We start from the raw sequence: 26,417 nt of genomic DNA on the forward strand, positions 1-26,417 counted from the left end.
AGGAGTCACCATGCCGCGCTATCTGTCGATGGTCCGTATCGACGAGGCCAATGCCCCCGCCGAGGGCCCCAGCCCCGAGCTGATGCAGCGGATGGGGGAGCTGATCGAGGAGATGACCAAGGCGGGCGTGATGCTGGACACCGCCGGGCTCACGCCCTCCTCGCAGGGCACCCGGGTCCGCTGGGAGAAGGGTGAACTGACCGTCACCGACGGCCCGTTCACCGAGTCCAAGGAGGTCGTCGGCGGCTACGCGATCATCCAGGCCAAGGACAGGGCCGAGGCGATCGAGTGGACCAAGCGCTTCCTCAAGGTCCACGAGGAGCACTGGACGGTCACGTCCGAGGTGCGGGAGATCGCGGAGGGCTGAGCGGTCGGGCGAGCGGTTCCTTGGCCTACGGCCGCCGCGCGTGTCTGAGCGGCCCTTGGCTCACGGCCGCCGCGGGTGTCTGATGGGCTGCTGTGGAACAGCAGCCCCCCAGCGCTCCCAGCACCTCAGCCCAGACTGCCGCCGCCGCGGAAGGCGTAGCCGCCTCCGACGCCGCGGTAACCGTAGAGACGATCTTCCGGATCGAATCCCCGCGGGTCATCGCCGGCGTCACCCGCATCGTCCGCGACGTAGGCATCGCCGAGGAGCTGGCGCAGGATGCCCTGGTCGCGGCGCTGGAGCAGTGGCCGCGGGACGGGGTGCCGGACAACCCGGGTGCCTGGCTCACGGCCGCGGCCAAGCATCGCGCGATCGACCTCGTACGCCGCCGGGAGCGGTACGCGCGCAAGCTGGAGGAGATCGGGCGTGACCTGGACACGACCACGCCCTTCGAGGAGCCCGCCGACCCGGACGACATCGACGACGACCTGCTGAGGCTCGTCTTCACCACCTGTCATCCCGTCCTCTCCGCCGAGGCCCGTATCGCGCTCACGCTGCGGCTGCTCGGCGGCCTGACCACCCCCGAGATCGCCCGCGCCTACCTCGTCCCGGAGGCGACGATCGCCCAGCGCATCGTGCGCGCCAAACGGAAACTGGCGACGAAGGGGGTCGCCTTCGAGGTGCCGTACGGCCCGGAGCGGGAGGCGCGTCTCGGGTCCGTCCTGGAGGTCATCTACCTGATCTTCAACGAGGGGTACGCGGCCACCGCGGGCGAGGACTGGCTGCGCCCCGCGTTGTGCGAGGACGCCCTGCGACTGGCCCGCGTACTGGCCGAGTTGATGCCCAAGGAACCCGAAGTGCACGGTCTGGCTGCGCTGTTGGAGCTCCAGACCTCCCGTGCGACCGCCCGCATCGGCCCGTCGGGCGAGCCGGTCCTGCTGAAGGACCAGAACCGCCGCCGCTGGAACCGCATGCTGATCCGCCGTGGCTTCGCCGCCCTCGGCCACGCGAACGCCGTCACCACCACCGGCCCGTACGCCCTCCAGGCCGCCATCGCCGCATGCCACGCGCAGGCGTACGCGTACGAGGACACGGACTGGGGTCAGATCGCCGCCCTGTACGGACTCCTGGCCGTCCGGTCCCCGTCCCCCGTGGTGGAGTTGAACCGTGCGGTCGCCGTCTCGATGGTGGACGGCCCGGCGCCCGCCCTGGAGATCGTCGACGCCCTCACCGCCGAACCGGCCCTCCGCGACTACCACTTGCTGCCCAGCGTCCGAGGGGATCTGCTCGCCCGACTCGGGCGTACGGCGCAGGCGCGGGCGGAGTTCGAACGGGCGATCGCGCTGACGCGCAACGAGCAGGAGAGGGAGCTGCTGCGGACGCGGGTGCGTGAGCTGGGCCCGCCGCAGTCCTGAGACGGCGAGATCAGACGGGCCCCAGCGGGTGTCCCACCAGCATCGTCGGCGCCCCCGAGACCCGGGTCAGGAACACCGTCGCCGAGTTCGGACCCTGCGCCTTCGGAAGCACCTTCCGTCGCAACTCCTCCGGCTCGACGGCCGACCCCCGCTTCTTCACCGTCAGCACCCCGACCCCCCGCTCCCTCAGCAGCGCCTTCAACTTCTTCACGCCGAAGGGGAGTTGGTCGGTGATCTCGTACCCGGCGGCGTACGGGGTCGTACGCGCCTCGTCCGCCGTGATGTACGCGATCGTCTCATCGACCAGCCCGCCGTCCAGCTCCTCGGCGACCTCCGCGACCAGATGGGCACGGATGACGGCGCCGTCGGGCTCGTACAGATACCGCCCGAGGGACCGCACTGCCGGATCCGGCAGCCCGCGCCCCCGTACCTCGCGCGGACCCGGCAGCAGCGTGGCCCGCACCAGGCCCGGCTCGGTGCCGAACCAGAGCACCGCTTCCTTCACATCGCCGCCGTCCGAGATCCACTCGGCCTCCGCCTCGGCGGGAATGGCCTCGTGCGGGACACCGGGAGCGATCTTCAGGGCGGCGAGGGGAGCTTTCGAGGCGGCGCCGACCGCCCAGGACAGGGGCGGTGAGTAAGCCTCCGGGTCGAAGATCCGGCCGCGGCCGCCCCGGCGCCCGGGGTCCACGAAGACGGCCTCGTACGCCGACACGTCCACCTCCGTGACATCCGCCTCGCGCACCTCGATCAGGTCCGCTAGACCGAGCGCGTCGGCGTTCGCGCGCGCCACCGCCACGGTCAGCGGGTCACGGTCGACGGCGAGGACCCGGATCCCGGCGCGGGCGAGTGCGATCGCGTCACCGCCGATGCCGGAGCAGAGGTCGGCGACCGAGCGGACGCCGAGGGCGTGCAGGCGCTGCGCGCGGTGCGTCGCGACGGTCGTGCGGGTCGACTGCTCGACCCCGTTGGGGGTGAAGTACATCCGCTCGGCGTCCTCGGCCCCGAACTTCGCCGCCGCCCGCTGCCGCAACCGTGCCTGTCCGAGGGCCGCCGAGACCAGTGCGGCGGGGTGCTCGCGGCGCAGCCGGGTGGCGACGACCAGTTCCTGCGCCGGGTCGGTGCCGCGCACCTCGTCGAGCAGGGCGCGGCCCTCGGGGGTGAGGAGGGTGGCGAAGGAGGCGAGGGGGGACGGCGGATCGAGGTCGTTCACCGGGCCATTGTGGGCCAGTCGGTGGACGGTGCGCGTCCGGCCGCGGTGTCGTGGCCTCGTACGGGCCGTGGGCTGCGAGGATCCGGCGCCATGCGATCAGTACGACAAAATTACAAAAACGGTATGAAATTGACGGCTGCCCGTACGGGGATCGCCGCGCTCGCCCTGGCCGGCATCGTGTCCGGCTGCGCCTCGGGCGCCGACCCCGCGTCCGTGAAACCGGCCCCCGGCCGCCAGGCGCCGCCCGCCCTCGACGCCGCCGCCAAGGCCCGGCTCGCGCAGGCCGCCCGAGCCGCCGCGGCCAAGCGCTGGGGCCTGGCCAAGACGCCGCTGACCGCGCCCGCGCCGCCGGCCAAGAAGCCGGTCATCGAGTTCCGCGACGGCTTCGAGGTCGAGGACGGGGAGGATCTGCCGCCCGTCTTCACCACCATCCCCACCAAGGACAAGGTCGTCTTCCTCACCATCGACGACGGCGCCGAGAAGGACCCGGCCTTCCTGCGGATGATGAGCGATCTGAAGATCCCGTACACCGCCTTCCTCAGCGACTACCTGGTCAAGGAGGACTACGGGTACTTCCGCACGATGCGCGACCGTGGCGTCGTACTCAACAACCACACCCTCCACCACCCCTACCTGCCCGGGCTCTCCTACCAGCGGCAGAAGCGCGAGATCTGCGGCATGCAGGACGTGATGAAGAAGCAGTTCGGCAAGCGCCCGACGCTCTTCCGGCCGCCGTACGGCAACTACAACGAGGACACCCTGCGGGCCGCCAAGTCCTGCGGCATCAAGGCTGCTCCGCTGTGGAACGAGGAGATCTTCGTCGACCACTGGGACTACCGCGAGTGGGACCGCGATCTGCACCCCGGTGACATCGTCCTGACCCACTTCCGGGGCAAGGAGGACTGGAAGGGCACGATGCCCGACATGGTCCGCCGCTTCATGAAGATGGTGACCGACAAGGGGTACGCGGTGGCCCGCCTTGAGGACTACTTGTGAGACCGCGGTCCTGCGGGCTCATCGTGGGACTGCTCAGCTCCGTGCTGCTGTCGGGCTGCGCCCAGTCCGTCGACCCGATCGAACGGCTGGGAACGAAGGCGGCACACGAGGTGAGCAAGGCACGCTCGCACGGGCCGACCCTGGCGACGTACCACCGCTGGGGCCTGTCCGCGCCGCTCGCCCCCGCGCCGAAGCCGTCCGCCCGGGCCACCGTGCCCGTCGCGGGCCCGGGCCTCGCGCCGGTCGTGGACCGGGTGCCCACCCGCGACAAGGTGGTCTTCCTGACGTACGACGACGGTGCCGAGCGGGATCCGCGGTTCGTCGACATGGTCCGTGAACTGCGGCTGCCGGTCAGCATGTTCCTCACGGACAGCGTGGTCGGGCCGGGGTACGGACACTTCGCGCGGCTGCGTGCGGTCGGCGCGACCGTGCAGAACCACACCCTGGACCACCCCTCCCTGCGGGGCCTGCCGTACGTCGGCCAGCGCGCCGAGATCTGCGGCCAGCAGGACAAACTCAAGCAGCGCTTCGGCATCCGCCCCCGCTTTCTGCGGCCCCCGTACGGGACGTACGACACCACCACGCTGCGTGCCGCCGCGGACTGCGGGATCGCTGCCGTCGTACGAGGGCGGGACGCCGACGACGAGGGCGCGCTGCGGACCGGCGACATCCTGTCCGGCTTCGACGACCCGAACCTCACGGCGGCGACGGTCGCTCTGCTGCGCCGGGTACAGGCGGAGGGGTTCACTGCGGCCCGCCTGGAGGACTATCTCTGACGCATCCCAGGGCCGCGATTTCACGGGTTCGTGGGCGCCGCGTTGGCACTCCGCTTGACCGAGTGCTAATCGCGGTCATAGTCTCAGGTCTGGCACTCCCCCCTGGAGAGTGCCAATGACGACAGGTAGATCCGGCTCCCGCGACGACGGGTCCACCTGGTCGCCACCTCAGACAGTTAACCCCGTGAGATCTCCGAAGGGGGAGGTCGGATCGTGACGACCACCAGCTCCAAGGTTGCCATCAAGCCGCTCGAGGACCGCATTGTGGTCCAGCCGCTCGAAGCCGAGCAGACCACGGCCTCTGGCCTGGTCATCCCGGACACTGCGAAGGAGAAGCCCCAGGAGGGCGTCGTCCTTGCCGTGGGCCCGGGCCGTTTCGAGGACGGTAACCGTCTTCCGCTCGACGTCGCCGTCGGCGACATCGTGCTGTACAGCAAGTACGGCGGCACCGAGGTGAAGTACAACGGCGAGGAGTACCTCGTCCTCTCGGCTCGCGACGTGCTCGCGATCATCGAGAAGTAATTCACCCAGTTTTTGCAATGAGCTGCGCCCCTGGCCCCCCGCGACCGCAAGTAGCCGGGCGTCGGGGGCGCCGTTCGTTCTCCCCAGATTTTCCAGAGTTTCGAGAGGGCTGAATCGCTCCCATGGCGAAGATCCTGAAGTTCGACGAGGACGCCCGTCGCGCCCTCGAGCGCGGCGTCAACAAGCTGGCCGACACGGTCAAGGTGACGATCGGCCCCAAGGGCCGCAACGTCGTCATCGACAAGAAGTTCGGCGCTCCCACCATCACCAACGACGGCGTCACCATCGCGCGCGAGGTCGAGCTCGACGACCCGTACGAGAACCTCGGTGCCCAGCTGGTGAAGGAGGTGGCGACCAAGACCAACGACATCGCGGGTGACGGTACGACCACCGCCACCGTGCTCGCCCAGGCGCTCGTGCGCGAGGGCCTGAAGAACGTCGCCGCCGGCGCGTCCCCCGCCCTCCTCAAGAAGGGCATCGACGCCGCCGTCAAGGCTGTGTCCGAGGAGCTCCTCGCGACCGCCCGGCCGATCGAGGACAAGGCCGACATCGCGGCCGTCGCCGGTCTGTCCGCCCAGGACAGCCAGGTCGGCGAGCTCATCGCCGAGGCGATGGACAAGGTCGGCAAGGACGGTGTCATCACCGTCGAGGAGTCCAACACCTTCGGTCTGGAGCTGGACTTCACCGAGGGCATGGCCTTCGACAAGGGCTACCTGTCGCCGTACTTCGTGACGGACCAGGAGCGCATGGAAGCGGTCCTGGAAGACCCGTACATCCTCATCCACCAGGGCAAGATCTCCTCCATCCAGGACCTGCTGCCCCTGCTGGAGAAGGTCATCCAGGCCAACGCCTCGAAGCCGCTGCTGATCATCGCCGAGGACGTCGAGGGCGAGGCCCTGTCGACCCTGGTCGTGAACAAGATCCGCGGCACCTTCAACGCCGTCGCGGTGAAGGCCCCGGGCTTCGGCGACCGCCGCAAGGCCATGCTGGGCGACCTCGCCACCCTCACCGGCGGTCAGGTCATCGCCGAGGAGGTCGGCCTCAAGCTCGACCAGATCGGCCTGGACGTGCTGGGCACCGCCCGCCGCGTCACCATCACCAAGGACGACACGACCGTCGTCGACGGTGGCGGCGACTCCTCCGAGGTCGTGGGCCGCGTCAACCAGATCAAGGCCGAGATCGAGAACACCGACTCCGACTGGGACCGCGAGAAGCTCCAGGAGCGCCTCGCGAAGCTGGCCGGCGGCGTGTGCGTGATCAAGGTCGGCGCCGCCACCGAGGTGGAGCTCAAGGAGAAGAAGCACCGTCTGGAGGACGCCATCTCCGCGACCCGCGCCGCGGTCGAGGAGGGCATCGTCTCCGGTGGTGGCTCCGCGCTCGTCCACGCCGTCAAGATCCTTGAGGGCAACCTCGGCAAGACGGGCGACGAGGCCACGGGTGTCGCGGTCGTCCGCAAGGCCGCCGTCGAGCCGCTGCGCTGGATCGCCGAGAACGCGGGCCTGGAGGGTTACGTCATCACCTCCAAGGTCGCCGAGCTCGACAAGGGCCAGGGCTTCAACGCCGCCACCGGCGAGTACGGCGACCTGGTCAAGGCCGGCGTCATCGACCCGGTCAAGGTCACCCGCTCCGCTCTGGAGAACGCCGCCTCCATCGCCTCCCTGCTCCTCACGACCGAGACCCTGGTCGTCGAGAAGCCGGCCGAGGAAGAGGGCGACGCGGGTCACGGCCACGGTCACGGCCACTCGCACTGAGGCACCGGCTTCCGAGGAAGCCCTCGTTCCCCCAGGGAACGGGGGCTTTTTCCGTGCACCGCGGGCTCCGGCTCTGCCGCTCCCACTGGTCCTGCCGGCCCTACTGGGGCCCGTACTTCCGCCCGGTCCTGGACGCGACCCCGCCCAGCAGCGCCTGCGGTGTCACCTTCACCAGGCCCAACAGCGCCTTGTAGCGCGGATCGGGAATCGACAGGGTCTTGCCGCGGGCCAGGTCCGTGAGCGCGGCGGCGACCAGCTTGTCGGCGTCCAGCCACATCCAGTTGGGGATGTTGTCCGTGCTCATGCCGGCGCGCTCGTGGAACTCCGTGCGCACGAATCCGGGGCACAGCGCCATCAGCCGTACGCCGCTGCCGGCCAGGTCCCCCGCCGCGCCCTGCGTGAACTGCACGACCCACGCCTTGGACGCCCCGTACGTCCCCCGGGGCAGGAACGCCCCCACCGAAGCGACGTTGACGACCCCGCCCCGCCCGCGCTCCCGCATGGCCTCGGTCGCCGCCGAGGTCAGCCGCAGCACCGCCTCGCAGTGCACCTTGAGCATCGTCAGCTCGTCGGCCATCGACACCTCGAGATAGCGGCCCCTGTTGCCGAAGCCGGCGTTGTTGACCAGAAGGTCGACCGGGTTCTTGCGGTCGCTCAGCCGCTTGGCGACCGCCTCGATGCCTTCGTCCGTCGCCAGATCCGCGGTCAGCACCTCCGCCTCGATGCCGTGCCGGTCGTGCAGCTCCGTCGCCTGCTCACCCAGCCGCTCGGTGTCACGCGCCACCAGCACGAGATTGTGGCCGTCAGCCGCCAGACGCCGCGCGAAGGCGGCGCCGATACCCGCGGTCGATCCAGTAATCAGAGCCGTTGTCATGGCGCAAGGTTAATGACCTGTCCTGTGGTCCGGCGCCCCGCGCCCCCACGCCCGCGCGCGCCGCACGACTTCCGCGCAGGGTCTGCGACCGCCCGCGTATCCGCTGCCCGGACAGGTCCCCCAGGTCCTCAGGCGCCGAGCGTCGTCACGTACTTCTCGGCGATCGCGCGCGACTCCGGATGCAGCGAATCGCCCGCGCCCAGCAGTCGCGGCAGCAGTTGCCGCTCGGTCGTGACCGCACGGAACTGGAGGGCGACCGTGACGTCGTGGTCCGGCCTGTACACGACCTCGATCGGGTCACCGGAGCGGATCTCGCCGGGTTCGACGACCCGCAGATACGCGCCGGGTGCCCCCTTCTGGGTGAAGCGCTTCACCCAGCCCTTCTCGCCGAGGTGTTCCTGGAAGGTCCGGCAGGGGATGCGCCCGCAGGTGACCTCAAGGACCACCTCGGGCCCGATGCGCCAACGCTCACCGATCAGCGCCCCGGACACGTCGACTCCCTGTGTCGTGAGGTTCTCGCCGAAGGAGCCGGCGGATATCGTCCGGCCCAGCTCGCGTTCCCAGTCGTCGAGATCCTCGCGCGCCACCGCGTACACGGCCTGGTGCTCCCCGCCGTGGTGCCGCCTGTGGCACACCGCGTCCCCGGCGAGGCCGCTCCCACCGGTCCCCTTGGGCCCGGGCGCCTCGACCCGCACCGGCCCCGGCACCGGCTGTTTGTCGATGCCGGTCACCCCCTCGGGCTGGTCCGTGTACTCGACGGCCTGCGCCCGGCCCAGATTCAGCGACAGAAGCTTCATGACGGCCACGCTAGGCGATGGAGAGCCAAAGCTGCGACGCAATATTCGCTTCTGCACCCAAGAAACCCTTATGCTCAAAATGTGATCGAGGCCCGTCATCTCCGTGTCCTGCGCGCCGTCGCCGCCACCGGCTCCTTCTCGGCGGCGGGACGTGAACTGGGCTGCACCCAGCCCGCCGTCAGCCAGCAGATGAAGGCACTCGAAGCGTCCGTCGGCACCCCGCTGCTCATCCGTACGGGCCGCGAGATGCGTCTGACGCAGGCGGGCGACGCACTCGTCCGGCACGCGGCCGGCATCATCGCGGGACTGACGGCCGCCGAGGAGGAGGTCGCCGCCATCGCGGGCCTGCGCGCGGGCCGCGTCCGGCTCGTCTCCTTCCCCAGCGGCAGTTCCACGCTCGTACCCACGGCCCTCGCCGCCCTGCGCGCCGCGCACCCCGGCACCCGGGTCTCCCTGGAGGAGGCCGAGCCGCCGCGCTCCGTCGAGATGCTCCGCGACGGCGACTGCGACATCGCCCTCGCGTTCCGCTACGAGGGGGTGACGGGCGTCGATGCGGTCGAGGAATGGGACGACCTGGTCGTACGTCCCCTGCTGCTCGACCGCCTGGTCGGGCTCGTCCCCGAGAGCCACCCCCTCGCCGGATCCGGGTCGGTCGCGATCGGCGAACTCGCCGGGGACCCGTGGATCGCGGGCTGCCCACGCTGCCGCCGACAACTGGTCGAGGTCTGCCGCGGTGCGGGCTTCGAGCCCCGTATCGACTTCGCCACCGACGACTACCCGGCCGTGGTCGGCCTGGTGGGCGCCGGCCTCGGGGTCGCGGTCCTTCCAGAGCTCGCCATCGAGTCCGTACGGCCCAAGGGGGCGCGCATGGTGGCGGTGGAGCCCCCGTTGCGGCGGGAGATCGTCGCGCTCACGCTGCCGGATCTCGCCCAGGTGCCCGCGGTGGCGGCGACGCTGGACCGGCTGGCGCGGGCAGCGCAGCGGTAGTCCCGGCGCGGGGCACGTAGGGGAGCGGGATCAGAAAAGTAGCGGCACGCGTGCGCGTGCCTGGTTGGAAGAAACGTTCCTTCAGTTGTTCGAAGGAGGACTGCTTCCGGTGGCCGACGCCGAGACCAGCCGGTTGCGTGCCCGTCCCATGAGTTCTTCGCGCTCGTCCTCGGTCAACCCGCCCCACACGCCGTACGGCTCGCGCACCGCCAGCGCGTGTGCCGCGCACTCCGCGCGAACCGGGCATCGCATGCAGACCTCTTTGGCCGAGTTCTCGCGAGCGCTCCGTGCCGCACCGCGCTCGCCCTCCGGGTGGAAGAAGAGCGAGCTGTCGACCCCGCGGCAAGCCGCGAGGAGCTGCCAGTCCCAGAGATCCGCGTTCGGACCGGGAAGGCGGGAGAAATCTGCCATTGCGTGTCCCCTTGTTGCCGTTCTGGGCTGCTATGTGCCCACCGACCGTACATCTACGATCTAAGGAGATGAAAATATGACTCATTGCGAATCTAGCCTCAGACACCAGGAAAAGGGAAGAAATCGGGCTAAATGGGGCATGGGTTGTGATGAAAGGTTGTGGGTCCGCCGCGCATGTCTGCACCGTGTCCGCGCCCTCACGTACAGTGCCGAAGACGACCGGCTGCCCCGTAACTCTTTCGAGTGACCATCGTTGAGATTGCCGAGGCGGTCGAAGGAACAAGCGCTCGGGCAGACGGCAGTTTCCGTCGGCGAGTGTCGACCGCATTGGTGACGATTCGTACCAGCCTGGAGGCTCAAGGTGACGCGCATCAGCTGCGGAGGACGGCCATGACATCTGTCCTCGTCTGCGACGACTCCCCGCTTGCCCGAGAGGCGCTGCGCCGTGCGGTGGCGACCGTGCCCGGCGTCGAGCGTGTGACGACGGCGGCCAACGGCGAGGAAGTACTCCGCCGCTGGGGTGCCGACCGTTCGGACCTGATTCTGATGGACGTACGCATGCCCGGTCTGGGCGGCGTCGAGACTGTTCGGCGGCTGTTGTCCGCCGACCCCGGTGCGCGCATCATCATGCTCACCGTTGCCGAGGACCTGGACGGCGTGGCGCTCGCCGTCGCCGCCGGTGCCCGCGGCTATCTGCACAAGGACGCCTCGCGTGCCGAACTGCGCGCGACGGTGACCCAGGCGCTCGCCGACCCCACCTGGCGGCTCGCCCCGCGCAGACTGCGGTCGGCCGAGATGGGCGCCGCGCCCACGCTCACCGCGCGGGAGATCCAGGTCCTGGAGGGTATGAGTCACGGTCGCTCCAACGCGGAGATCGGCCGTGAGCTGTTCCTCTCCGAGGACACCGTGAAGACGCACGCCAGGCGGCTCTTCAAGAAGCTCGGTGCCTCGGACCGTGCGCACGCCGTGGCGCTCGGTTTCCGGTGGGGCCTGGTTCGCTAAGTGTGCCGCCGTGGGGGTACAACGGCAGTAGTCCCTGCCCGTCTTGTGACGGGCGGGGCCGGGCCCTCGGAGAGAGCTTCTTCGATGCCCGATCCCCGTTTCCCGGCGGATGCCGCATCCTTGAGGTGTGGAGTTCCTCGGGAACGATTCGGTCGAGCGGAAGGGGAGGGCGCAGGAGATGAGTTCCGGCGCACCTGCTCATAACGCTTCGGTGCACAACTATGGACGCGGTGCCACGGATCGAACGACGCCGAGGCACCATGGACCGATGCGCGACGACGAGACGACGGTGATCGGTGCGCTCGTCCATCGCGCGGTCGACGGCGACGAGCAGGCAACACACGATCTGCTCGCCCATGTTCACCCCCTCGCGCTGCGCTACTGCCGCACCCGTCTGTCCCGGCTTCCGGGCGATGCGCGGCACTTCGTGGAGGACCTGGCGCAGGAGGTCTGCGTCGCGGTGCTTCTCGCGCTGCCGCGCTATAAGGACACCGGACGCCCCTTCGAAGCGTTCGTCTTCGCCATCGCCGGGCACAAGGTCGCCGACCTGCAGCGCGCGGCGATGCGGCATCCCGGTTCCACCGCCGTCCCCTCGGACGAGATGCCCGAGCGGCCCGACGACTCCCTCGGCCCCGAAGAGCGCGCCCTGCTCAGCAGCGACGCCGAATGGGCCAAGAAACTCCTGGCCAACCTCCCCGACAACCAACGCGAGCTACTCCTGCTGAGGATCGCGGTGGGCCTCACGGCCGAGGAGACCGGCCAGATGCTGGGAATGTCACCGGGAGCGGTACGGGTGGCCCAACACCGGGCACTGAGCCGCCTGCGGGCGTTGGCGGAGCAGTAGCCGGACCTGTCTTTGGGGCGGGTTTCCTGGTTCTTTTGCGCTCCTTGCTGCGCCGCGATGGCGTGTGGGAGGGGTGGGGTGTTCGGCGGTGCCGGGTGTGGGTTGGCCCGGGGTGGTGGCTTTTCTCCGCCGCGACGGCGGGCAGCCGCACGGTGGTGTGCGGCGGGCCGAGCTTGGCCCCGTCGGGACGGCAGTTGTCCGTCGCCGCGACGACGGGGAGCCGGACGTCGAAAACCGGTCCGCGGTGGAGTGGTCGGTCTGCGCGGGGAAGCGCCGGTCCGCGGTGGAGTGGTCGGCCTGCGCCGGAAAGCGCCGGTCCGCGGTCAAGTGGTCGGCCCGCAAGGAAAAGCACCGGTCCGGGCCGTGCGGGCCGGGGGCGCGGAGGCCTGGCTCGGGCCCAGGGCAGGGCTTCCGGTGCCGGGATGAACGGCGATGCCGCCAGACCCGTACGAAAGTACGAAGCCCCGGGCTTACCCAGGCCATGGAATGAGAGACCCTTGCTTCCCGTTAGCATGGACATCCGCACCGATCAAGGCCATTTGGGGAAGGTGTCATGACTGCCAACGTCGACGGAGTGCCCGCTAAATTCGCGACACTCGGGCTGACCTACGACGACGTGCTGTTGCTGCCGGGCGCTTCGGAAGTGCTGCCCAACGCGGTCGACACCTCGTCCCGCATCTCCCGCAACGTACGTGTGAACATCCCGCTGCTCTCGGCGGCGATGGACAAGGTGACCGAGTCGCGCATGGCGATCGCCATGGCACGGCAGGGCGGCGTGGGCGTGCTGCACCGGAACCTCTCCATCGAGGACCAGGTCAACCAGGTCGACCTCGTGAAGCGCTCCGAGTCCGGCATGGTCACCGACCCGATCACGGTGCACCCGGACGCGACGCTGGGCGAGGCCGACGCACTGTGCGCCAAGTTCCGCATCAGCGGTGTCCCCGTCACCGACGGGAACGGCAAGCTGCTCGGCATCGTCACCAACCGGGACATGGCCTTCGAGACCGACCGCTCGCGCCAGGTGCGCGAGGTCATGACCCCGATGCCGCTGGTCACCGGCAAGGTCGGCATCTCGGGCAACGACGCCATGCAGCTGCTGCGCCGCCACAAGATCGAGAAACTTCCGCTGGTCGACGACGCGGGCATCCTCAAGGGCCTCATCACGGTCAAGGACTTCGTGAAGGCCGAGAAGTACCCGAACGCCGCGAAGGACGCCGAGGGCCGCCTGCTGGTCGGTGCCGCCGTCGGCGCCAGTCCCGAAGCGCTGGAGCGGGCCCAGGCGCTGGCCGAGGCCGGGGTGGACTTCCTGATCGTCGACACCTCGCACGGACACAACAGCAACGCCCTCAACTGGATGGCGAAGATCAAGTCGAGCGTCGACGTCGACGTGATCGGCGGCAACGTGGCCACCCGTGACGGCGCCCAGGCGCTGATCGACGCCGGTGTCGACGGCGTCAAGGTGGGCGTGGGCCCCGGCTCGATCTGTACCACCCGTGTGGTCGCCGGCATCGGCGTCCCCCAGGTCACCGCCATCTACGAAGCGGCCCTCGCGGCGCGCGCCGCCGGTGTCCCGGTGATCGGCGACGGCGGCCTGCAGTACTCCGGCGACATTGGCAAGGCCCTCGCTGCCGGCGCCGACACCGTGATGCTCGGCAGCCTCCTCGCGGGCTGCGAGGAGTCGCCCGGCGAGCTGCTCTTCATCAACGGCAAGCAGTTCAAGTCGTACCGCGGCATGGGCTCCCTCGGCGCCATGCAGTCCCGGGGCCAGGGCCGGTCGTACTCGAAGGACCGCTACTTCCAGGCCGACGTGGCCTCCGACGACAAGCTCGTCCCCGAGGGCATCGAGGGCCAGGTGCCCTACCGCGGCCCGCTGGGCAACGTACTGCACCAGCTCGTCGGCGGTCTGCGCCAGACCATGGGCTACGTGGGCGCCGCCTCCATCGACGAGATGGAGACCAAGGGCCGCTTCGTCCGCATCACCTCGGCGGGCCTCAAGGAGAGCCACCCGCACGACATCCAGATGACGGTCGAGGCGCCGAACTACAGCCGCAACCAGTAGTCGTCAGCAGTAGCCGTAACCAGTGGTCGTACGGCTTGAGGGCGGTCCCGGGGGTTCCCGGGGCCGCCCTTGTCGTGGGCGTCGGCGATACTGGGAGACGCAGAAGCGAAGAGGGAAAGGCCACAACGTGACTGAGATCGAGATCGGGCGCGGCAAGCGCGGCCGCCGGGCGTACGCCTTCGACGACATCGCCGTCGTCCCGAGCCGCCGTACCCGGGACCCGAAGGAGGTCTCGATCGCCTGGCAGATCGACGCCTACCGCTTCGAGCTGCCCTTCCTGGCCGCCCCGATGGACTCGGTCGTCTCCCCGGCCACCGCGATCCGTATCGGTGAGCTCGGCGGCCTGGGCGTGCTCAACCTCGAAGGGCTGTGGACGCGGTACGAGGACCCGCAGCCGTTGCTCGACGAGATCGCGGAGCTGGACTCGGACACCGCGACCCGCCGCCTTCAGGAGATCTACGCGGCTCCCATCAAGGAGGAGCTGATCGGGCAGCGCATCAAGGAGGTGCGCGACTCAGGCGTCGTCACCGCCGCGGCCCTGTCCCCGCAGCGCACGGCTCAGTTCTCCAAGGCCGTCGTGGACGCGGGTGTGGACATCTTCGTCATCCGCGGTACGACGGTGTCGGCGGAGCACGTCTCCGGTGCGGCCGAGCCGCTGAACCTCAAGCAGTTCATCTACGAGCTCGACGTCCCGGTGATCGTCGGCGGCTGCGCCACGTACACCGCGGCCCTGCACCTGATGCGCACGGGCGCGGCGGGTGTTCTCGTCGGCTTCGGCGGCGGCGCCGCGCACACCACGCGCAATGTGCTGGGTATCCAGGTTCCGATGGCGACCGCGGTCGCCGATGTCGCCGCCGCGCGCCGCGACTACATGGACGAGTCCGGCGGTCGCTACGTCCACGTCATCGCCGACGGCGGTGTCGGCTGGTCCGGCGACCTCTCCAAGGCCATCGCCTGCGGGGCCGACTCCGTGATGATGGGCTCCCCGCTGGCCCGCGCCACCGACGCGCCCGGCAAGGGCCATCACTGGGGCATGGAGGCCGTGAACGAGGAGCTGCCGCGCGGCAAGAAGGTCGACCTCGGCACGGTGGGCACCATCGAGGAAATCCTCGCCGGTCCCTCGCACATCCCGGACGGCTCCATGAACTTCTTCGGCGCACTGCGTCGGGCGATGGCCACCACCGGCTACAGCGAGCTGAAGGAGTTCCAGCGCGTCGAGGTGACGGTGGCGGACTCGCAGCACAAGCGGTAGGTCGTACGGCGGTTTTTGTCCCACGGAGCGGAGGGGCCCGGTCACCTGGTGGTGATCCGGGCCCTTCGTCGTGCGCGAACCGGGTTACGCGGCGGCCTTCTTGGTCCCCGAGAAGGCGGCGAAGGCGCCGATCGCGAAGAACAGGTAGGTCATGAAGTCGGCCGACTCCTTCCAGGCTGCGGTCACCAGGTCGAAGTGGTCGGTGAGGAGCGTGGTCGCGGAGACAAGGCCGTCGGACTCGTCGGCTCCGATCATCGCTACACCGATGAGCTGGCCCAGGTAGACGGCGCCCAGGGAGACGACGGCGCTCACGATCGGCAGTATGGGGTTGCTGCCGCCGATCTTGCCCGCGGCGAGGCCTATGAGGAAGCCGACGCCGACCGCGGCGTAGCCGATCTCGTACCCCGTGCCGCCGATGATGGCGCCGTAGATACCTGCGGTCACCAGCGCCGCGACGACTGCCGCCACGATGCCGAGGCCGACATTGCCCCGGCGCGGCGCCGGCGGAACAAAGCCGGGCTGCTGGCCGGCGAACGGGTTGCCACCTGCGGGCTGCTGCTGGCCCGCGAACGGGTTGCCGCCCGTGGGCTGCTGACCGGCGTACGGATTGCCGGAGACAGGCGGCTGGCCGGCGTACGGGTTGCCCTCGGTGGGCTGGGAAGGAGGCGTGGGCTGGCTCATGGTGGAGATCCCCCGAATTGGTGTGGGTGGTGGACGCACGATGTGCGTGGGGCGTGGGCGCACTCGTGTGCGACAACGGCCCCGGACACTAGCAGTCACCACTGACATACGGGAGATGTAATTTCCAGGGGTCAGAGCCGGTGGGCCGCTCCGGTCGGGGTCGCTCCCCTTGTGTCCAGGAGAAGTTGGGCCTTCACGGACAGTCCTTGGAGGTCGTACGTGCGGTGCTGCTGGAGCAGGATCGTGAGATCGGCGTCGGCCGCGGCCTCGTAGAGGGAGTCGGCGCGCGGGACCGGGCGGCCGAGGACGCGCCACGCCGGGACGAGCGGGTCGTGGTAGCTGACGGACGCGCCGAGTTCCATCAGGCGCAGGGCGATCTCGTGGGCGGGGGTGCCCTGTTGGTCGGCGAGGTCCGCCTTGTAGGTGACGCCGAGGAGGAGCACGCGCGCGGCGCGGGCCGACTTGCCGTGCTCGTTGAGGAGGGTGGCGGCACGCTGGATGACGTACTGGGGCATGTGGTTGTTGACCTGCTGGGCGAGTTCGACCATCCGTAGGGTGCGTCCGGAGTGGCCTGTCAGGTCCTGGGCGATTCCGTGGCCGCCGACTCCGGGGCCCGGCCGGAACGCCTGGAAGCCGAAGGGCTTGGTCTCGGCGCAGCGGATGACGTCCCACAGGTCGACGCCCAGGTCGTGGCAGAGCACGGCCATCTCGTTGACCAGGGCGATGTTGACGTGCCGGAAATTGGTCTCAAGGAGTTGCACGGTTTCCGCTTCGCGTGGTCCACGCGCGCGTACGACCTTGTCGGTGAGGCGTCCGTAGAAGGCGGCGGCCGACTCGGTGCAGGCGGGTGTCAGGCCGCCGATGACCTTCGGGGTGTTGGCGGGGCCGAAGTCGCGGTTGCCGGGGTCGACCCGGCTGGGCGAGTAGGCGAGATGGAAATCGCGGCCCGCGCGCAGTCCGGAGCCTTCTTCGAGGAGCGGCCGGAGGAATTCCTCGGTGGTGCCTGGGCGCACGGGCGATTCGAGGATCACCGTGGTGTGCGGGCGCAGCTGTGCGGCCAGGGTGCGAGCGGCCGCCTCCAGCTGGCTCAGGTCCAGTGCGCCGTCCGCGCCGCGCGAGGTCGGGGCGCAGATGACCGCCGTGCGGACGCGGCCGAGCTCCGCGGGGTCGGTGGCCGGCCGGAAGCCCCCCGAGAGCATCCGGCGCAGCTCGGCGGGGCTGAGGGAGCCGCCTTCAGGGCCGGTCTTGTAGCCGAGTGTGGGGATGCCGGCCGCCACGGCCGCCTGGGCCAGGGGCAGGCCGAGATGACCGAGTCCGATGACGGCGAGATCTGCGGGCATGGAGTGGGCCGTCCTTCCCAGTAGCCGAAGCGGGACAGGTGCGCAAGCCCTGTGGACAGGACGGGCGAGCGCAATGTCAGACTAGGAGTAAATATGACCGATATGCGGGATTGTGCGGCTGTGTTTCCGTGGGAGTCCCCGATTGCTGTCCACAGGCTGCTGATGACTGGTGGCCGAAGGAGGGGAAGAAGGTCAGACTTTGGGCATGGGGGATGTGAGCACGGGCCCGCCTGTCGGGTGAGGCCGACGCCACCAAGAGCGGGAGGCAGCGGTGAGGACAGCGACACTGGGGCCGGCGGAGCGCGCCGAGTCACTGGCGGGAATGGCCGAGCGTGAGCTGGATGTGCTGGTCGTGGGCGCGGGAGTGGTCGGTGCGGGCACCGCGCTGGACGCCGTGACGCGCGGCCTGTCCACAGGGCTGGTCGAAGCGCGCGACTGGGCGTCGGGCACGTCGAGCAGGTCCAGCAAACTCATCCACGGCGGTCTGCGCTATCTGGAGATGCTCGACTTCGCACTGGTGCGCGAGGCCCTGAAGGAACGCGGGCTCCTCCTCGAACGGCTCGCGCCGCACCTCGTGAAACCCGTTCCGTTCCTCTATCCGCTCCAGCACAAGGGCTGGGAGCGGCTGTACGCCGGCTCGGGCGTCGCGCTCTACGACGCCATGGCGATGGCCCGAGGACACGGCCGGGGCCTGCCCCATCACCGCCACCTGAGCCGCCGCCACGCCCTGCGCGTCGCCCCCGCCCTGAAGAAGGACGCGCTGGTCGGCGCCCTGCAGTACTACGACGCGCAGATGGACGACGCCCGCTATGTGGCGACCCTGGTGCGCACGGCGGCGGCGTACGGCGCGAAGGTCGCCAACCGCGCGCGCGTGACCGGCTTCCTGCGCGAGGGCGAACGCGTTGTCGGTGCCAAGGTGCAGGATGTCGAAGGGGGCGGGGAGTACGAGGTCCGCGCCAAGCAGGTGGTGAACGCCACGGGCGTGTGGACCGACGACACCCAGGCGATGGTGGGGGAGAGGGGCCAGTTCCATGTACGGGCGTCCAAGGGCATCCATCTGGTCGTACCGAAGGACCGGATCAACTCGACGTCGGGCCTGATCCTGCGTACCGAGAAGTCCGTGCTCTTCGTGATCCCGTGGGGGCGCCACTGGATCATCGGCACCACCGACACCGACTGGGACCTCGACAAGGCCCATCCCGCGGCGTCCAGCGCGGACATCGACTATCTGCTGGAGCACGTGAACTCCGTGCTCTCGGTGCCGCTCACCCGCGACGACGTCCAAGGTGTGTACGCGGGGCTGCGGCCGCTGCTCGCCGGTGAGTCGGACGCCACCAGCAAGCTGTCGCGCGAGCACACCGTGGCGCATCCGGTGCCGGGGCTCGTGGTGGTGGCGGGCGGCAAGTACACGACGTACCGGGTGATGGCCAAGGACGCGGTGGACGAGGCGGTGCACGGTCTCGACCAGCGGGTCGCCGAGTGCGTCACGGAGGACATTCCGCTGCTCGGCGCCGAGGGGTACCGGGCGCTGTGGAACGCGCGAGCGCGGATCGCGGCGCGCACCGGGCTCCATGTGGTGCGCGTGGAGCACCTGTTGAACCGGTACGGCGTGCTCGCCGAGGAACTGCTCGACCTCATCGCCGCCAATCCCTCACTCGGTGAGCCCCTGGGGGCCGCCGAGGACTATCTGCGGGCCGAGATCGTCTACGCCGCCTCGCACGAGGGCGCCCGGCACCTGGACGACGTGCTGACCCGGCGCACCCGCATCTCGATCGAGACCTTCGACCGGGGAACGCGCAGTGCGCGGGAGGCCGCGGAACTCATGGCGCCGGTGCTCGGCTGGGACAAGGACCAGATCGAACGGGAAGTGGAGCACTACGAGAAGCGGGTCGAGGCGGAGCGGGAGTCGCAGCGGCAGCCGGACGACCTGACTGCGGACGCGGCGCGGCTGGGAGCGCCGGACATCGTGCCGTTCTGACCGGCGGGCTCTGCTGCCTGGACTCCGGCTGCCGCTGCGGCTCCCGCTGACGGCTCGAGCCGATGGCTCCAGTTGATGGCTCCAGCTGATGTCACTCGAACGAGTGTCGTGAGCTGGGATCTTTGCTCGGAAGGTGTCCGTTCTACTCGGTGCGGGGGCAGAACTCGGCGGCGAGCAGGGCCGGTTCGAGGTCAGGGTCTGCGATCCCGTCCGTGTTCACCCGGAAGGTGAGGACACGACGACCGTCGACGGTGGCTGCGGTGCGCACGTAGCTGCCGGATATGCGGCCGTTGTGGCCCCACACGGTGGTGCCGCACGGCAGCTTCACCGGGTAGAGGTCCATGCCGTACGAGCCATGTGCGGAGCGGGTGTTGAGCATCTCCCGCAGTTGGCCGGGCGGGAGCAGCTCGCCGGAGAGGAGGGCTGCGTAGAAGCGGTCCAGGTCGGCGAGCGTGGTGACGAGCTCGCCCGCCGCGCCGGCCACGCGCGGGTCGAGTTCGGTGACGTCGGAGCCGTCGGCGGCGTAGGCGCGGCCGTGCGGTGAGGGGAGAGAGGTGCGGGCGCCCGGGAAGGAGGTGCCGGTCAGGCGGAGAGGGGTGAGGATGCGGCGCTCGGCCTCGGTGGCGTACGAGTTGCCGGTGACCTGCTCGACGACCATGCCGAGCAGGACGTAGTTGGTGTTCGAGTAGGCGTAGTGGCCGGGGGCGGCCGGGGGATGGGTGAGCGCGATGCGTACGGCCTGACGTGGGGTGACGGGGACGGCGCCCATGGTGTCGGCGGTGAAGTCGTACAGGCCGCTGGTGTGGGTCAGCAGGGCGCGCAGGGACAGGCGGCTGCCGTCGTTGCCCGCGCCGCTCACCAGGCCCGGGAGGTGGGCGTCCACGGTGTCCGACAGGGACAGCCGGTGTTCGGCGGCCAGTTGCAGGACCACGGTCGCGATGAACGTCTTGGTGATGCTGCCCGCGCGGAAGTGGTCGGAGCGGTCGATTCCTTCACCGGCGTCGGCGAAGCGTGTGCCGGAGTCGTCCTGAGCCAGCAGGGCCGCCGCGGGAGCCTTGCCTCGGGTGACGAGGAGGGCGAGGGCGGCGTCCGTGGCCGGGGTGGCTGGGGTCTGCGGTTCGGTCGGTGCTGGGGACGCGAGGGTTCGGGCGCCGGTTGAGGGTGCGGACGTGAGGGTGTGCGGGCCGGTTGGGGGCGTGGACGTGGGGGGTCGGGCGTCGGTGGAGGGCGTGGGTGTGGGGGTTTGGGCGCTGGTTGGGGTCGGGGCGGGCAAGCCGGTCAGGGCCAGGACGAGGAACGCCAGGGCGGCGGGTATCGCCAGGAGTGTCCGAGGTGTCCGGCGGGGCGCCATCGGCGGTCCTTCCTTGTTGGGGGCCATCATGCGGGACCGCGGGGCACCGGACGTCGGGCGGTCCCTTCTTGAGGGCCCCCACGGCGTCGGTCACTTGTCGGGTGAGGGACAATGAAGGCTCTGTCAGGGCGGGTTGCTTGAGGGGACGCATGTCGGAGGCGGAGCGGGCGGGAGCATCCCGTCAGGACAGGAGCGAACGTCTCCTCGCCGGGCGATACCGGCTGGGGGATGTTCTCGGCCGCGGTGGCATGGGCACGGTGTGGCGGGCCAAGGACGAGACCCTGGGCCGCACGGTCGCGGTCAAGGAGCTGCGGTTCCCGTCGAGCATCGACGAGGACGAGAAGCGGCGGCTGATCACGCGCACCCTGCGTGAGGCCAAGGCGATCGCGCGGATCCGTAACAACGGCGCGGTGACGGTCTTCGACGTGGTCGACGAGGACAACCGGCCGTGGATCGTGATGGAGCTCGTCGAGGGCAAATCGCTCGCCGAGGTCATCCGCGAGGACGGCGTACTCACGCCGATCCGGGCCGCCGAGGTCGGGCTGGCGATTCTCGATGTGCTGCGTTCGGCGCACCGGGAGGGCATCCTGCACCGCGACGTGAAGCCGTCGAACGTGCTGATCTCCGAGGACGGCCGGGTCGTGCTGACCGACTTCGGGATCGCGCAGGTCGAGGGCGACCCGTCCATCACCTCGACCGGCATGCTCGTCGGCGCGCCCTCGTACATCTCGCCGGAGCGGGCGCGCGGTCACAAGCCCGGGCCCGCCGCCGACCTGTGGTCGCTGGGCGGTCTGTTGTACGCGTCGGTGGAGGGCGCGCCGCCGTACGACAAGGGCTCCGCGATCGCGACGCTCACCGCGGTGATGACCGAGCCGGTGGAGCAGCCGAAGAACGCGGGCCCGCTGGAGAACGTGATTTACGGGCTGCTCGCCAAGGACCCCGAGCAGAGGCTCGATGTCGAGGGTGCGCGGGCGATGCTCAATGAGGTGCTGCACGCGCCCGCACCCAAGGTGGTCGTGCCGGAGCAGGTGGACGCGACGAAGGTCGTGGCGTTGCCGCCGGTGCCGGACGAGGGGCCGGGCAAGGGGAGTTCGGGTTCTGCCGGCTCGGGTGGTTCCGGTGCCAAGCGGGGCGAGGAGGCCGGGGAGCGGTTGCGCGGGGCGATGCGTTCCGTGCGGCAGGCTGCCTCGGCGGCCGGGGCGGCCACGGCTGCGGTCGGCGCGGCGGCGACGGCGCGGGCCAAGTCCGGGGGCGCGGGGGCCGCTGGTTCGACGGGCGGTGAAGGGGCAGCTGCTGGTGCGGGTGCTGGTGCGGGTGCGGGTGCGGGTCGGGGTCTGGGTTCTGGTTCCGGTTCCGGTTCCGGTTCGGTCAAGCCTGCGTCCACGCCTCCGTCCGTATCTCCTTCCACGCCCGCGCAGAGGAAGGCCGGCACTGCTGCAGTTACTTCTGTCTCCGCGTCTGTCTCGGCCGATACGTCCGCTGCTGCCACGCCCGCCGGCAAGGCTTCCGGGTGGCCCGTGGCTCCGGAGCGGCCGCCGCGGCCGGTGCCTCGGGCGCCGTTGACAGATGTGGTGCCGCGCCGGACTTTGGTGATCATCGCGGTCGTCGTGGCGCTGGCGGTGCTCGGGACCGTGCTGGCCCTCACGCTCAACGGGGGCGACGACAGCTCGAACGACACCAAGAACGGTGACACCAAGGCCGCGTCCAGTGGGGCGACCGCCGGAAGTGGCAGCGAGGAGAGCAGCGGCACCCAGACGGACAGCGGTGACGGGGCGGACGACCCGGCCACCGGTTCGGCCGGAGACGCGGCCTCGGACAGCACGCCGAGCGCTGAGGCCGGTACGTCGAGCGGGGCGGGCAGTGACGACGAGGCGTCGGACTCGGACTCGGACTCGGACTCGGATTCCGCGGACGGAACGACGTACAAAGGGAGTCAAGGGTTTTCGATCGTGCTGCCGGAGGGGTGGAAGTACGCGTCCACGGACGCGGCGGGCGCCCGGTTCACCGGTCCCGACGGGCAGAAGCTCCTGATCGGCTGGACGACCACGCCCAAGGACGACCCGGTGGCGGACTGGGAGAAGCAAGAGCAGAGCATGACGCGGTCGCAGTACAAGCGGGTGCGAATAGAGGCGGTGGACTACCGCGGCTGGAACACGGCCGACTGGGAGTTCACCTACGAGGACGGCGGCACGAAGTACCGGTCGATCGACCGCGGATTCGTCGTCAGCCCGCAGCAGGGATACGCGTTGATGTATACGGCGAAGGCCGCCGACTGGGACGGCGATCTGCGTAAGGACACGTGGAAGAGTCTGACCGAGACGTTCCAGCCGAAGTCGTGACGTACCACTCGCCGATGTGACGTTCCGCCATGCGTGGGCACGCTGAGATGTCGCATCCCTACTTTGCGAGTTGCCTCCGGCACGTATCGTGAGTGCTTGCGGACCGTACAAAGCCATAACGGGACGCAAGGCGAACGGAATTGACCAACCGGGCGGCCGGGGGAGGCATCGTGGACGAGTACGCGGGACGGGTTCTCGCCGACCGATACCGCTTGCCGCTACCGCCGTCCGAGGAGCACGAACTCGCCGAGGCGACCCGGGCGTTCGACACCTACAGCGGGCAGGAAGTCCTGGTCCGGCAGGTGCAGTTGCCGGAGGTCGTCGAGGCCGAGGTGCTCGACGCGGACGGGCTGCCCGAGGGGTTCGTGGCGCGGGACGGCGGCGTGCGCCGGGCGTCCGCGCGGACCACGCGCCGGCCCACCGAACCGGCCGTGCGGCGGGCGATCGATGCCGCGCAGGCGGCCGCTCAGATACCCGACCATCCCCGGCTCGACCAGGTCTTCGACGTGTTCGCCGAGGGTGGGTCGCTGTGGATCGTCAGCGAGTTGGTGGCTGCGAGGCCGCTGGCCGCGTTGCTCGCCGACAAGCCACTGAGCCCCTATCGCGCGGCCGAGGTAGCCGCCGACGTCCTCACCGCGCTGCGGGTGCTGCACGCGCACGGGTGGGTGCACCGGAACATCACCGCACGCACGGTGCTCGTCTGCGACGACGGCCGCGTGATGCTGACCGGCCTGGCGGCCGGAGCCGCGGAGGAGGCGCTGTGCGGGTATGACCCTGTGCCGGTGCGGGACTTCGAGGGTGAAGTCGGTGGGCAGGCGGAAGTTGCCCGCGGTGCGGGTCCGGGTGTGGGTGCGGGTCCGGGTGTTGGGTCGGGGGCTGGGCGGTCTGGTGGTGCTCGTGGTGGGGCCTCGCACGGGGTCGGTTTCGGTGGGCAGGCCGGAGCGTCGTCCGGTGCGCCGGGTGCTGTGGCCGGTGGTGCGGCTGGAAGGGATCCCGAAGCCGCGCGGCGGGCCGCGATCGAGGCTCGGGCGGAGCGCGGAGGGCCTGTCGCGGAGACGGCGGCGGCTGGTGCGGGGGGCGTAGGTCCGCGTGCGCTCGAAGCGCGGGGCGCCGGAGGAGCCGGTGATGCGGGGGGTGCCGCAGGTACCGAGGGCGACATTCGTGCGGCGCGTGCCGGGGCCATTGCCGCGTACCGCGCCGGAGCGCGCGCCGCCGCCCGGGTGCACGAAGAGCAGCGGGGCGGTCAGGCGGCGCTGCCCGCGCCCCGGCCCGTATCGCAGACTGACGTGTCGGCGGCCCAGATCCAGGCTCAGGCTCCTGTCCAGTCACAGGCCCACGCCCAGCAGGCCCAGACACAGGCCCAGGGTCCGGGGCAAGGGCAGGGTGCGTCGTCGGCTTCCGGGCGCGAGGTCGCCGGGTACGGCGGGTATCCGCAGGCATCCGGGGGTAGCGGGTTCGCGCAGGCCCCGGAGCACGGCGGGCCGGCCCAGGCCCACGCCCAGGGGGCCGGTCCCGGGCAAGTCCTCGGTCAGGCCGCGGGTCACGGCCAGGCCGCGGGTCACGGTCAGGGCCAGGCCCCGTACCAAGTCCCGGGCCACGGTATGGAGCACCGGCCCAACTCCCCGCCCCCCGGCCAGATAGCCGACCCGTACGGAGTGGGGCGCACCAATCCCTGGCATGGTGCCCAGCCCCGCCCCGGAACCGGAGCTGGGACCGGAGCTGGGACCGGAACCGGAGCTGGTACCGGGACCGGAACAGGCGTCGGCAGCGGCGGTGATGGCCGCCCCGCACTCCCGGGAGCCGCGAACCGCGGACTGGCTCCGGGGAGTGGCACCTCGGCAGGCATGTACTCGGGGAGCGGTACGTCCACCGACGCGCCGCCGGCGAGCAGTGTCCCCTGGCCCGTCTCCGGTGGGCACTCCGTCCCCGGCGGGCACACAGCCCCCGGAGCGGTCGGCGCGCCCGTCGGTAACGCCCAAGGGCAGGGCGCCCGTTGGGACCAGACAGTCGTCGGTGCGCCGCCGCGTCGGGGACCTGCCACCGCGCTCGCCGCGGAGCGGGCCCGGCAGGCGCGGATGGCTGTGGTCGGTCCCGTGACCGAGCGGTGGGCGCCCGAGCAGGCCGGGCCGGTGCACGAGAACTGGCAGTTGGCGGCGCCGATCGGGCCCGCGACCGATCTGTGGGCGCTGGGGGCGCTGCTCTTCCGGGCCGTGCAGGGGCACGCGCCCTACCCGGAGGAGAACACCGCCGAACTCGTACAGCTCGTGTGCGCGGAGCCGCCCGCCTTCGCGGAGGAGTGCGGGCCGCTGAGGCCCGTCGTGGAGTCGCTGCTGCGGCAGGACCCCACCGAGCGGCTCGACTTCGAGGAACTCCGCGGCTGGCTGCGGTCCTTGGTGCGGTCGGCGCCGGAGGCCGAGGCAGGGGCCCATGTCGTCGCCGCGCCCCCGGTCAACCCCAGTCGGCTGCCGATCGTACGGCGGCGGGGCGAGCTCGTCCGCAGGCGCCGCGCCGGGCTCCCCGCGACCAGCCCGCACGCCCGCCACAAGCGGGCCAAGGAGAACAAGCAGAACAGGCAGGTCAAGCCCCGAAGGCTCGGGCGGAACCTGGTTCTGCTGGTCCTGCTCCTGCTGGTCGCGGCGATCGCGTACGCCATGATGTTCATGCCGAAGGCCGAGCCGGACAGCGGGACGGACGGCGAGCGGACCGGTTCCGCCGGAGAGGTCAGCACCGCCCCCGACACCGGTTCGGGAGGGAGCGCGAGCAGCGAGCCACGCCCCGACCAGACCTCACCGGGAGGGGACAAGAGCCCCTCGGCTTCGACGAGTTCGACGAGTTCGACGGGTTCACAGGGCAACGATCCCGAAGTCGCCCAGGGATTCACGCTGCGTGATGACGCCGAGGGCTTCCGGGTTGCCGTGGCCAACGGCTGGGACCGTTCGCCGAAGAACGGAAATGGCCAAGTCGTCTACTCCCACGGAGACTTCGAGCTCATCCTCGTCCCCGGCCGGGACAGCACGAGCACGTTCGGCAGTGATCCGATGGCGTATCAGCGGGAGCGGGAGAGCGAGTTGCAGCCGTTCCGCGACTCGACCTGGGCCACGTCCAGTGGGATGCGGCGGATCGACGTGGGCGGACTGGTCATGGCCGAGGGGCAGTTCACCTGGACCGACGGGGAAGGGCACGAGCTCTTCGTACGCAATCTCGCGATCATCGTCGACGGGCACTACCACGTGGTGCAGGTGCGCGGCCCGGAGGCCGAACGGGACGAGGTGACGCGGCTGTACGAGCAGGCGTCGGGGACGTATCAGGCCACGGGATGACAGCGAGCAACGGCATGGGTGACACTGACTCAGGGCACTGGCAGGTGCCTCCATGGGCTTCCGTAGACTCGTGGTTCCCTTGGTTCCCGTCCGTGCGCGGAAGGGATAACCGTCACAGTGCGGTTTCCGTAGGGCGTCGGCGGTT

General features: G+C 70.4%; 21 protein-coding genes. 14 read left to right on the top strand and 7 right to left on the bottom strand.

Going from position 1 to position 26,417, the window contains the following annotated elements:
* The first annotated feature begins 10 nt into the window (after positions 1-10).
* Both ACFWP7_RS13065 and ACFWP7_RS13070 read left to right on the top strand, forming a co-directional pair.
* Positions 11-367 (top strand): YciI family protein, encoded by a 357-nt coding sequence (locus ACFWP7_RS13065; protein ID WP_384380534.1) that lies wholly within the window; start codon positions 11-13, stop codon positions 365-367.
* 191 nt (positions 368-558) lie between these two features.
* Entirely contained in the window at positions 559-1,779 is a 1,221-nt protein-coding gene (locus ACFWP7_RS13070; protein ID WP_384380602.1) for an RNA polymerase sigma factor, read from the top strand.
* A gap of 10 nt (positions 1,780-1,789) precedes the next feature.
* Here the strand turns inward: ACFWP7_RS13070 and ACFWP7_RS13075 are convergent, their stop codons facing one another.
* Entirely contained in the window at positions 1,790-2,992 is a 1,203-nt protein-coding gene (locus ACFWP7_RS13075) for an SAM-dependent methyltransferase (RefSeq protein WP_384380537.1), read from the bottom strand.
* Between the two features lie 123 nt (positions 2,993-3,115).
* On the opposite strand from ACFWP7_RS13075, the gene ACFWP7_RS13080 reads away from it, so the two are divergent.
* The 4 genes from ACFWP7_RS13080 to groL all read left to right on the top strand — a co-directional run bounded on the left by ACFWP7_RS13080 (position 3,116) and on the right by groL (position 7,037).
* Positions 3,116-3,988, top strand: coding sequence for a polysaccharide deacetylase family protein (locus ACFWP7_RS13080; protein ID WP_384380540.1), 873 nt, complete (start codon positions 3,116-3,118; stop codon positions 3,986-3,988).
* Positions 3,985-4,764 carry a polysaccharide deacetylase family protein gene (locus ACFWP7_RS13085; protein ID WP_384380543.1) on the top strand — a complete coding sequence of 260 codons (780 nt, stop codon included), beginning with the start codon at positions 3,985-3,987 and terminating at the stop codon, positions 4,762-4,764. Before ACFWP7_RS13080 ends, ACFWP7_RS13085 begins: the two co-directional genes overlap by 4 nt.
* Positions 4,765-4,977: 213 nt before the next feature.
* Positions 4,978-5,286, top strand: coding sequence for a co-chaperone GroES (gene groES, locus ACFWP7_RS13090; protein WP_266455850.1), 309 nt, complete (start codon positions 4,978-4,980; stop codon positions 5,284-5,286).
* A gap of 122 nt (positions 5,287-5,408) precedes the next feature.
* The gene (gene groL, locus ACFWP7_RS13095; RefSeq protein WP_384380546.1) at positions 5,409-7,037 is read left to right on the top strand and encodes a chaperonin GroEL; all 1,629 of its coding nucleotides are present in this window, start codon (positions 5,409-5,411) and stop codon (positions 7,035-7,037) included.
* A 100-nt stretch (positions 7,038-7,137) separates the two neighbouring features.
* Here groL and ACFWP7_RS13100 read toward each other — a convergent pair whose 3' ends face one another.
* Both ACFWP7_RS13100 and ACFWP7_RS13105 read right to left on the bottom strand, forming a co-directional pair.
* Entirely contained in the window at positions 7,138-7,911 is a 774-nt protein-coding gene (locus ACFWP7_RS13100) for an SDR family NAD(P)-dependent oxidoreductase (RefSeq protein WP_384380549.1), read from the bottom strand.
* 128 nt (positions 7,912-8,039) lie between these two features.
* On the bottom strand, positions 8,040-8,708 hold the full coding sequence (locus tag ACFWP7_RS13105; protein ID WP_384380552.1) for an MOSC domain-containing protein: 669 nt from the start codon (positions 8,706-8,708) through the stop codon (positions 8,040-8,042).
* A gap of 81 nt (positions 8,709-8,789) precedes the next feature.
* Here ACFWP7_RS13105 and ACFWP7_RS13110 point away from each other — a divergent pair, with 81 nt between their 5' ends.
* Positions 8,790-9,695 (top strand): LysR family transcriptional regulator, encoded by a 906-nt coding sequence (locus ACFWP7_RS13110; protein ID WP_384380555.1) that lies wholly within the window; start codon positions 8,790-8,792, stop codon positions 9,693-9,695.
* 81 nt (positions 9,696-9,776) lie between these two features.
* Here the strand turns inward: ACFWP7_RS13110 and ACFWP7_RS13115 are convergent, their stop codons facing one another.
* Positions 9,777-10,106 (bottom strand): WhiB family transcriptional regulator, encoded by a 330-nt coding sequence (locus ACFWP7_RS13115; protein ID WP_365436969.1) that lies wholly within the window; start codon positions 10,104-10,106, stop codon positions 9,777-9,779.
* Between the two features lie 390 nt (positions 10,107-10,496).
* On the opposite strand from ACFWP7_RS13115, the gene ACFWP7_RS13120 reads away from it, so the two are divergent.
* From ACFWP7_RS13120 to ACFWP7_RS13135, 4 genes are all read left to right on the top strand, one after another.
* Positions 10,497-11,108: a response regulator transcription factor gene (locus tag ACFWP7_RS13120; protein ID WP_003948568.1), complete on the top strand. Its 612-nt coding sequence runs from the start codon at positions 10,497-10,499 to the stop codon at positions 11,106-11,108.
* 268 nt (positions 11,109-11,376) lie between these two features.
* Positions 11,377-11,952 carry a sigma-70 family RNA polymerase sigma factor gene (locus ACFWP7_RS13125; RefSeq protein ID WP_266455832.1) on the top strand — a complete coding sequence of 192 codons (576 nt, stop codon included), beginning with the start codon at positions 11,377-11,379 and terminating at the stop codon, positions 11,950-11,952.
* A gap of 553 nt (positions 11,953-12,505) precedes the next feature.
* Positions 12,506-14,011, top strand: a complete 1,506-nt coding sequence (gene guaB / locus ACFWP7_RS13130) for an IMP dehydrogenase (protein WP_384380560.1) — start codon at positions 12,506-12,508, stop codon at positions 14,009-14,011.
* A gap of 127 nt (positions 14,012-14,138) precedes the next feature.
* On the top strand, positions 14,139-15,263 hold the full coding sequence (locus tag ACFWP7_RS13135; protein WP_384380563.1) for a GuaB3 family IMP dehydrogenase-related protein: 1,125 nt from the start codon (positions 14,139-14,141) through the stop codon (positions 15,261-15,263).
* Between the two features lie 84 nt (positions 15,264-15,347).
* Here ACFWP7_RS13135 and ACFWP7_RS13140 read toward each other — a convergent pair whose 3' ends face one another.
* Together ACFWP7_RS13140 and ACFWP7_RS13145 are read right to left on the bottom strand one after the other, a co-directional pair.
* A complete protein-coding gene (locus ACFWP7_RS13140) occupies positions 15,348-15,944 on the bottom strand; it encodes a hypothetical protein (protein WP_384380566.1) in 597 nt (198 codons plus the stop codon).
* A gap of 131 nt (positions 15,945-16,075) precedes the next feature.
* Entirely contained in the window at positions 16,076-17,284 is a 1,209-nt protein-coding gene (locus tag ACFWP7_RS13145) for a nucleotide sugar dehydrogenase (RefSeq protein ID WP_365436983.1), read from the bottom strand.
* 271 nt (positions 17,285-17,555) lie between these two features.
* On the opposite strand from ACFWP7_RS13145, the gene ACFWP7_RS13150 reads away from it, so the two are divergent.
* Positions 17,556-19,262, top strand: coding sequence for a glycerol-3-phosphate dehydrogenase/oxidase (locus ACFWP7_RS13150; protein WP_384380570.1), 1,707 nt, complete (start codon positions 17,556-17,558; stop codon positions 19,260-19,262).
* Between the two features lie 142 nt (positions 19,263-19,404).
* Here the strand turns inward: ACFWP7_RS13150 and ACFWP7_RS13155 are convergent, their stop codons facing one another.
* Complete coding sequence (locus ACFWP7_RS13155) at positions 19,405-20,613, bottom strand: serine hydrolase (protein ID WP_384380573.1); 1,209 nt, start codon at positions 20,611-20,613, stop codon at positions 19,405-19,407.
* Positions 20,614-20,762: 149 nt separating this feature from the next.
* On the opposite strand from ACFWP7_RS13155, the gene ACFWP7_RS13160 reads away from it, so the two are divergent.
* Both ACFWP7_RS13160 and ACFWP7_RS13165 read left to right on the top strand, forming a co-directional pair.
* Positions 20,763-22,952: a protein kinase gene (locus ACFWP7_RS13160; RefSeq protein ID WP_384380576.1), complete on the top strand. Its 2,190-nt coding sequence runs from the start codon at positions 20,763-20,765 to the stop codon at positions 22,950-22,952.
* A 170-nt stretch (positions 22,953-23,122) separates the two neighbouring features.
* The gene (locus ACFWP7_RS13165) at positions 23,123-26,272 is read left to right on the top strand and encodes a protein kinase (protein WP_384380605.1); all 3,150 of its coding nucleotides are present in this window, start codon (positions 23,123-23,125) and stop codon (positions 26,270-26,272) included.
* The last annotated feature ends 145 nt before the right edge of the window (positions 26,273-26,417 follow it).

The organism is Streptomyces sp. NPDC058470 (assembly GCF_042721055.1).
In the GTDB taxonomy this organism is placed as follows: domain Bacteria; phylum Actinomycetota; class Actinomycetes; order Streptomycetales; family Streptomycetaceae; genus Streptomyces.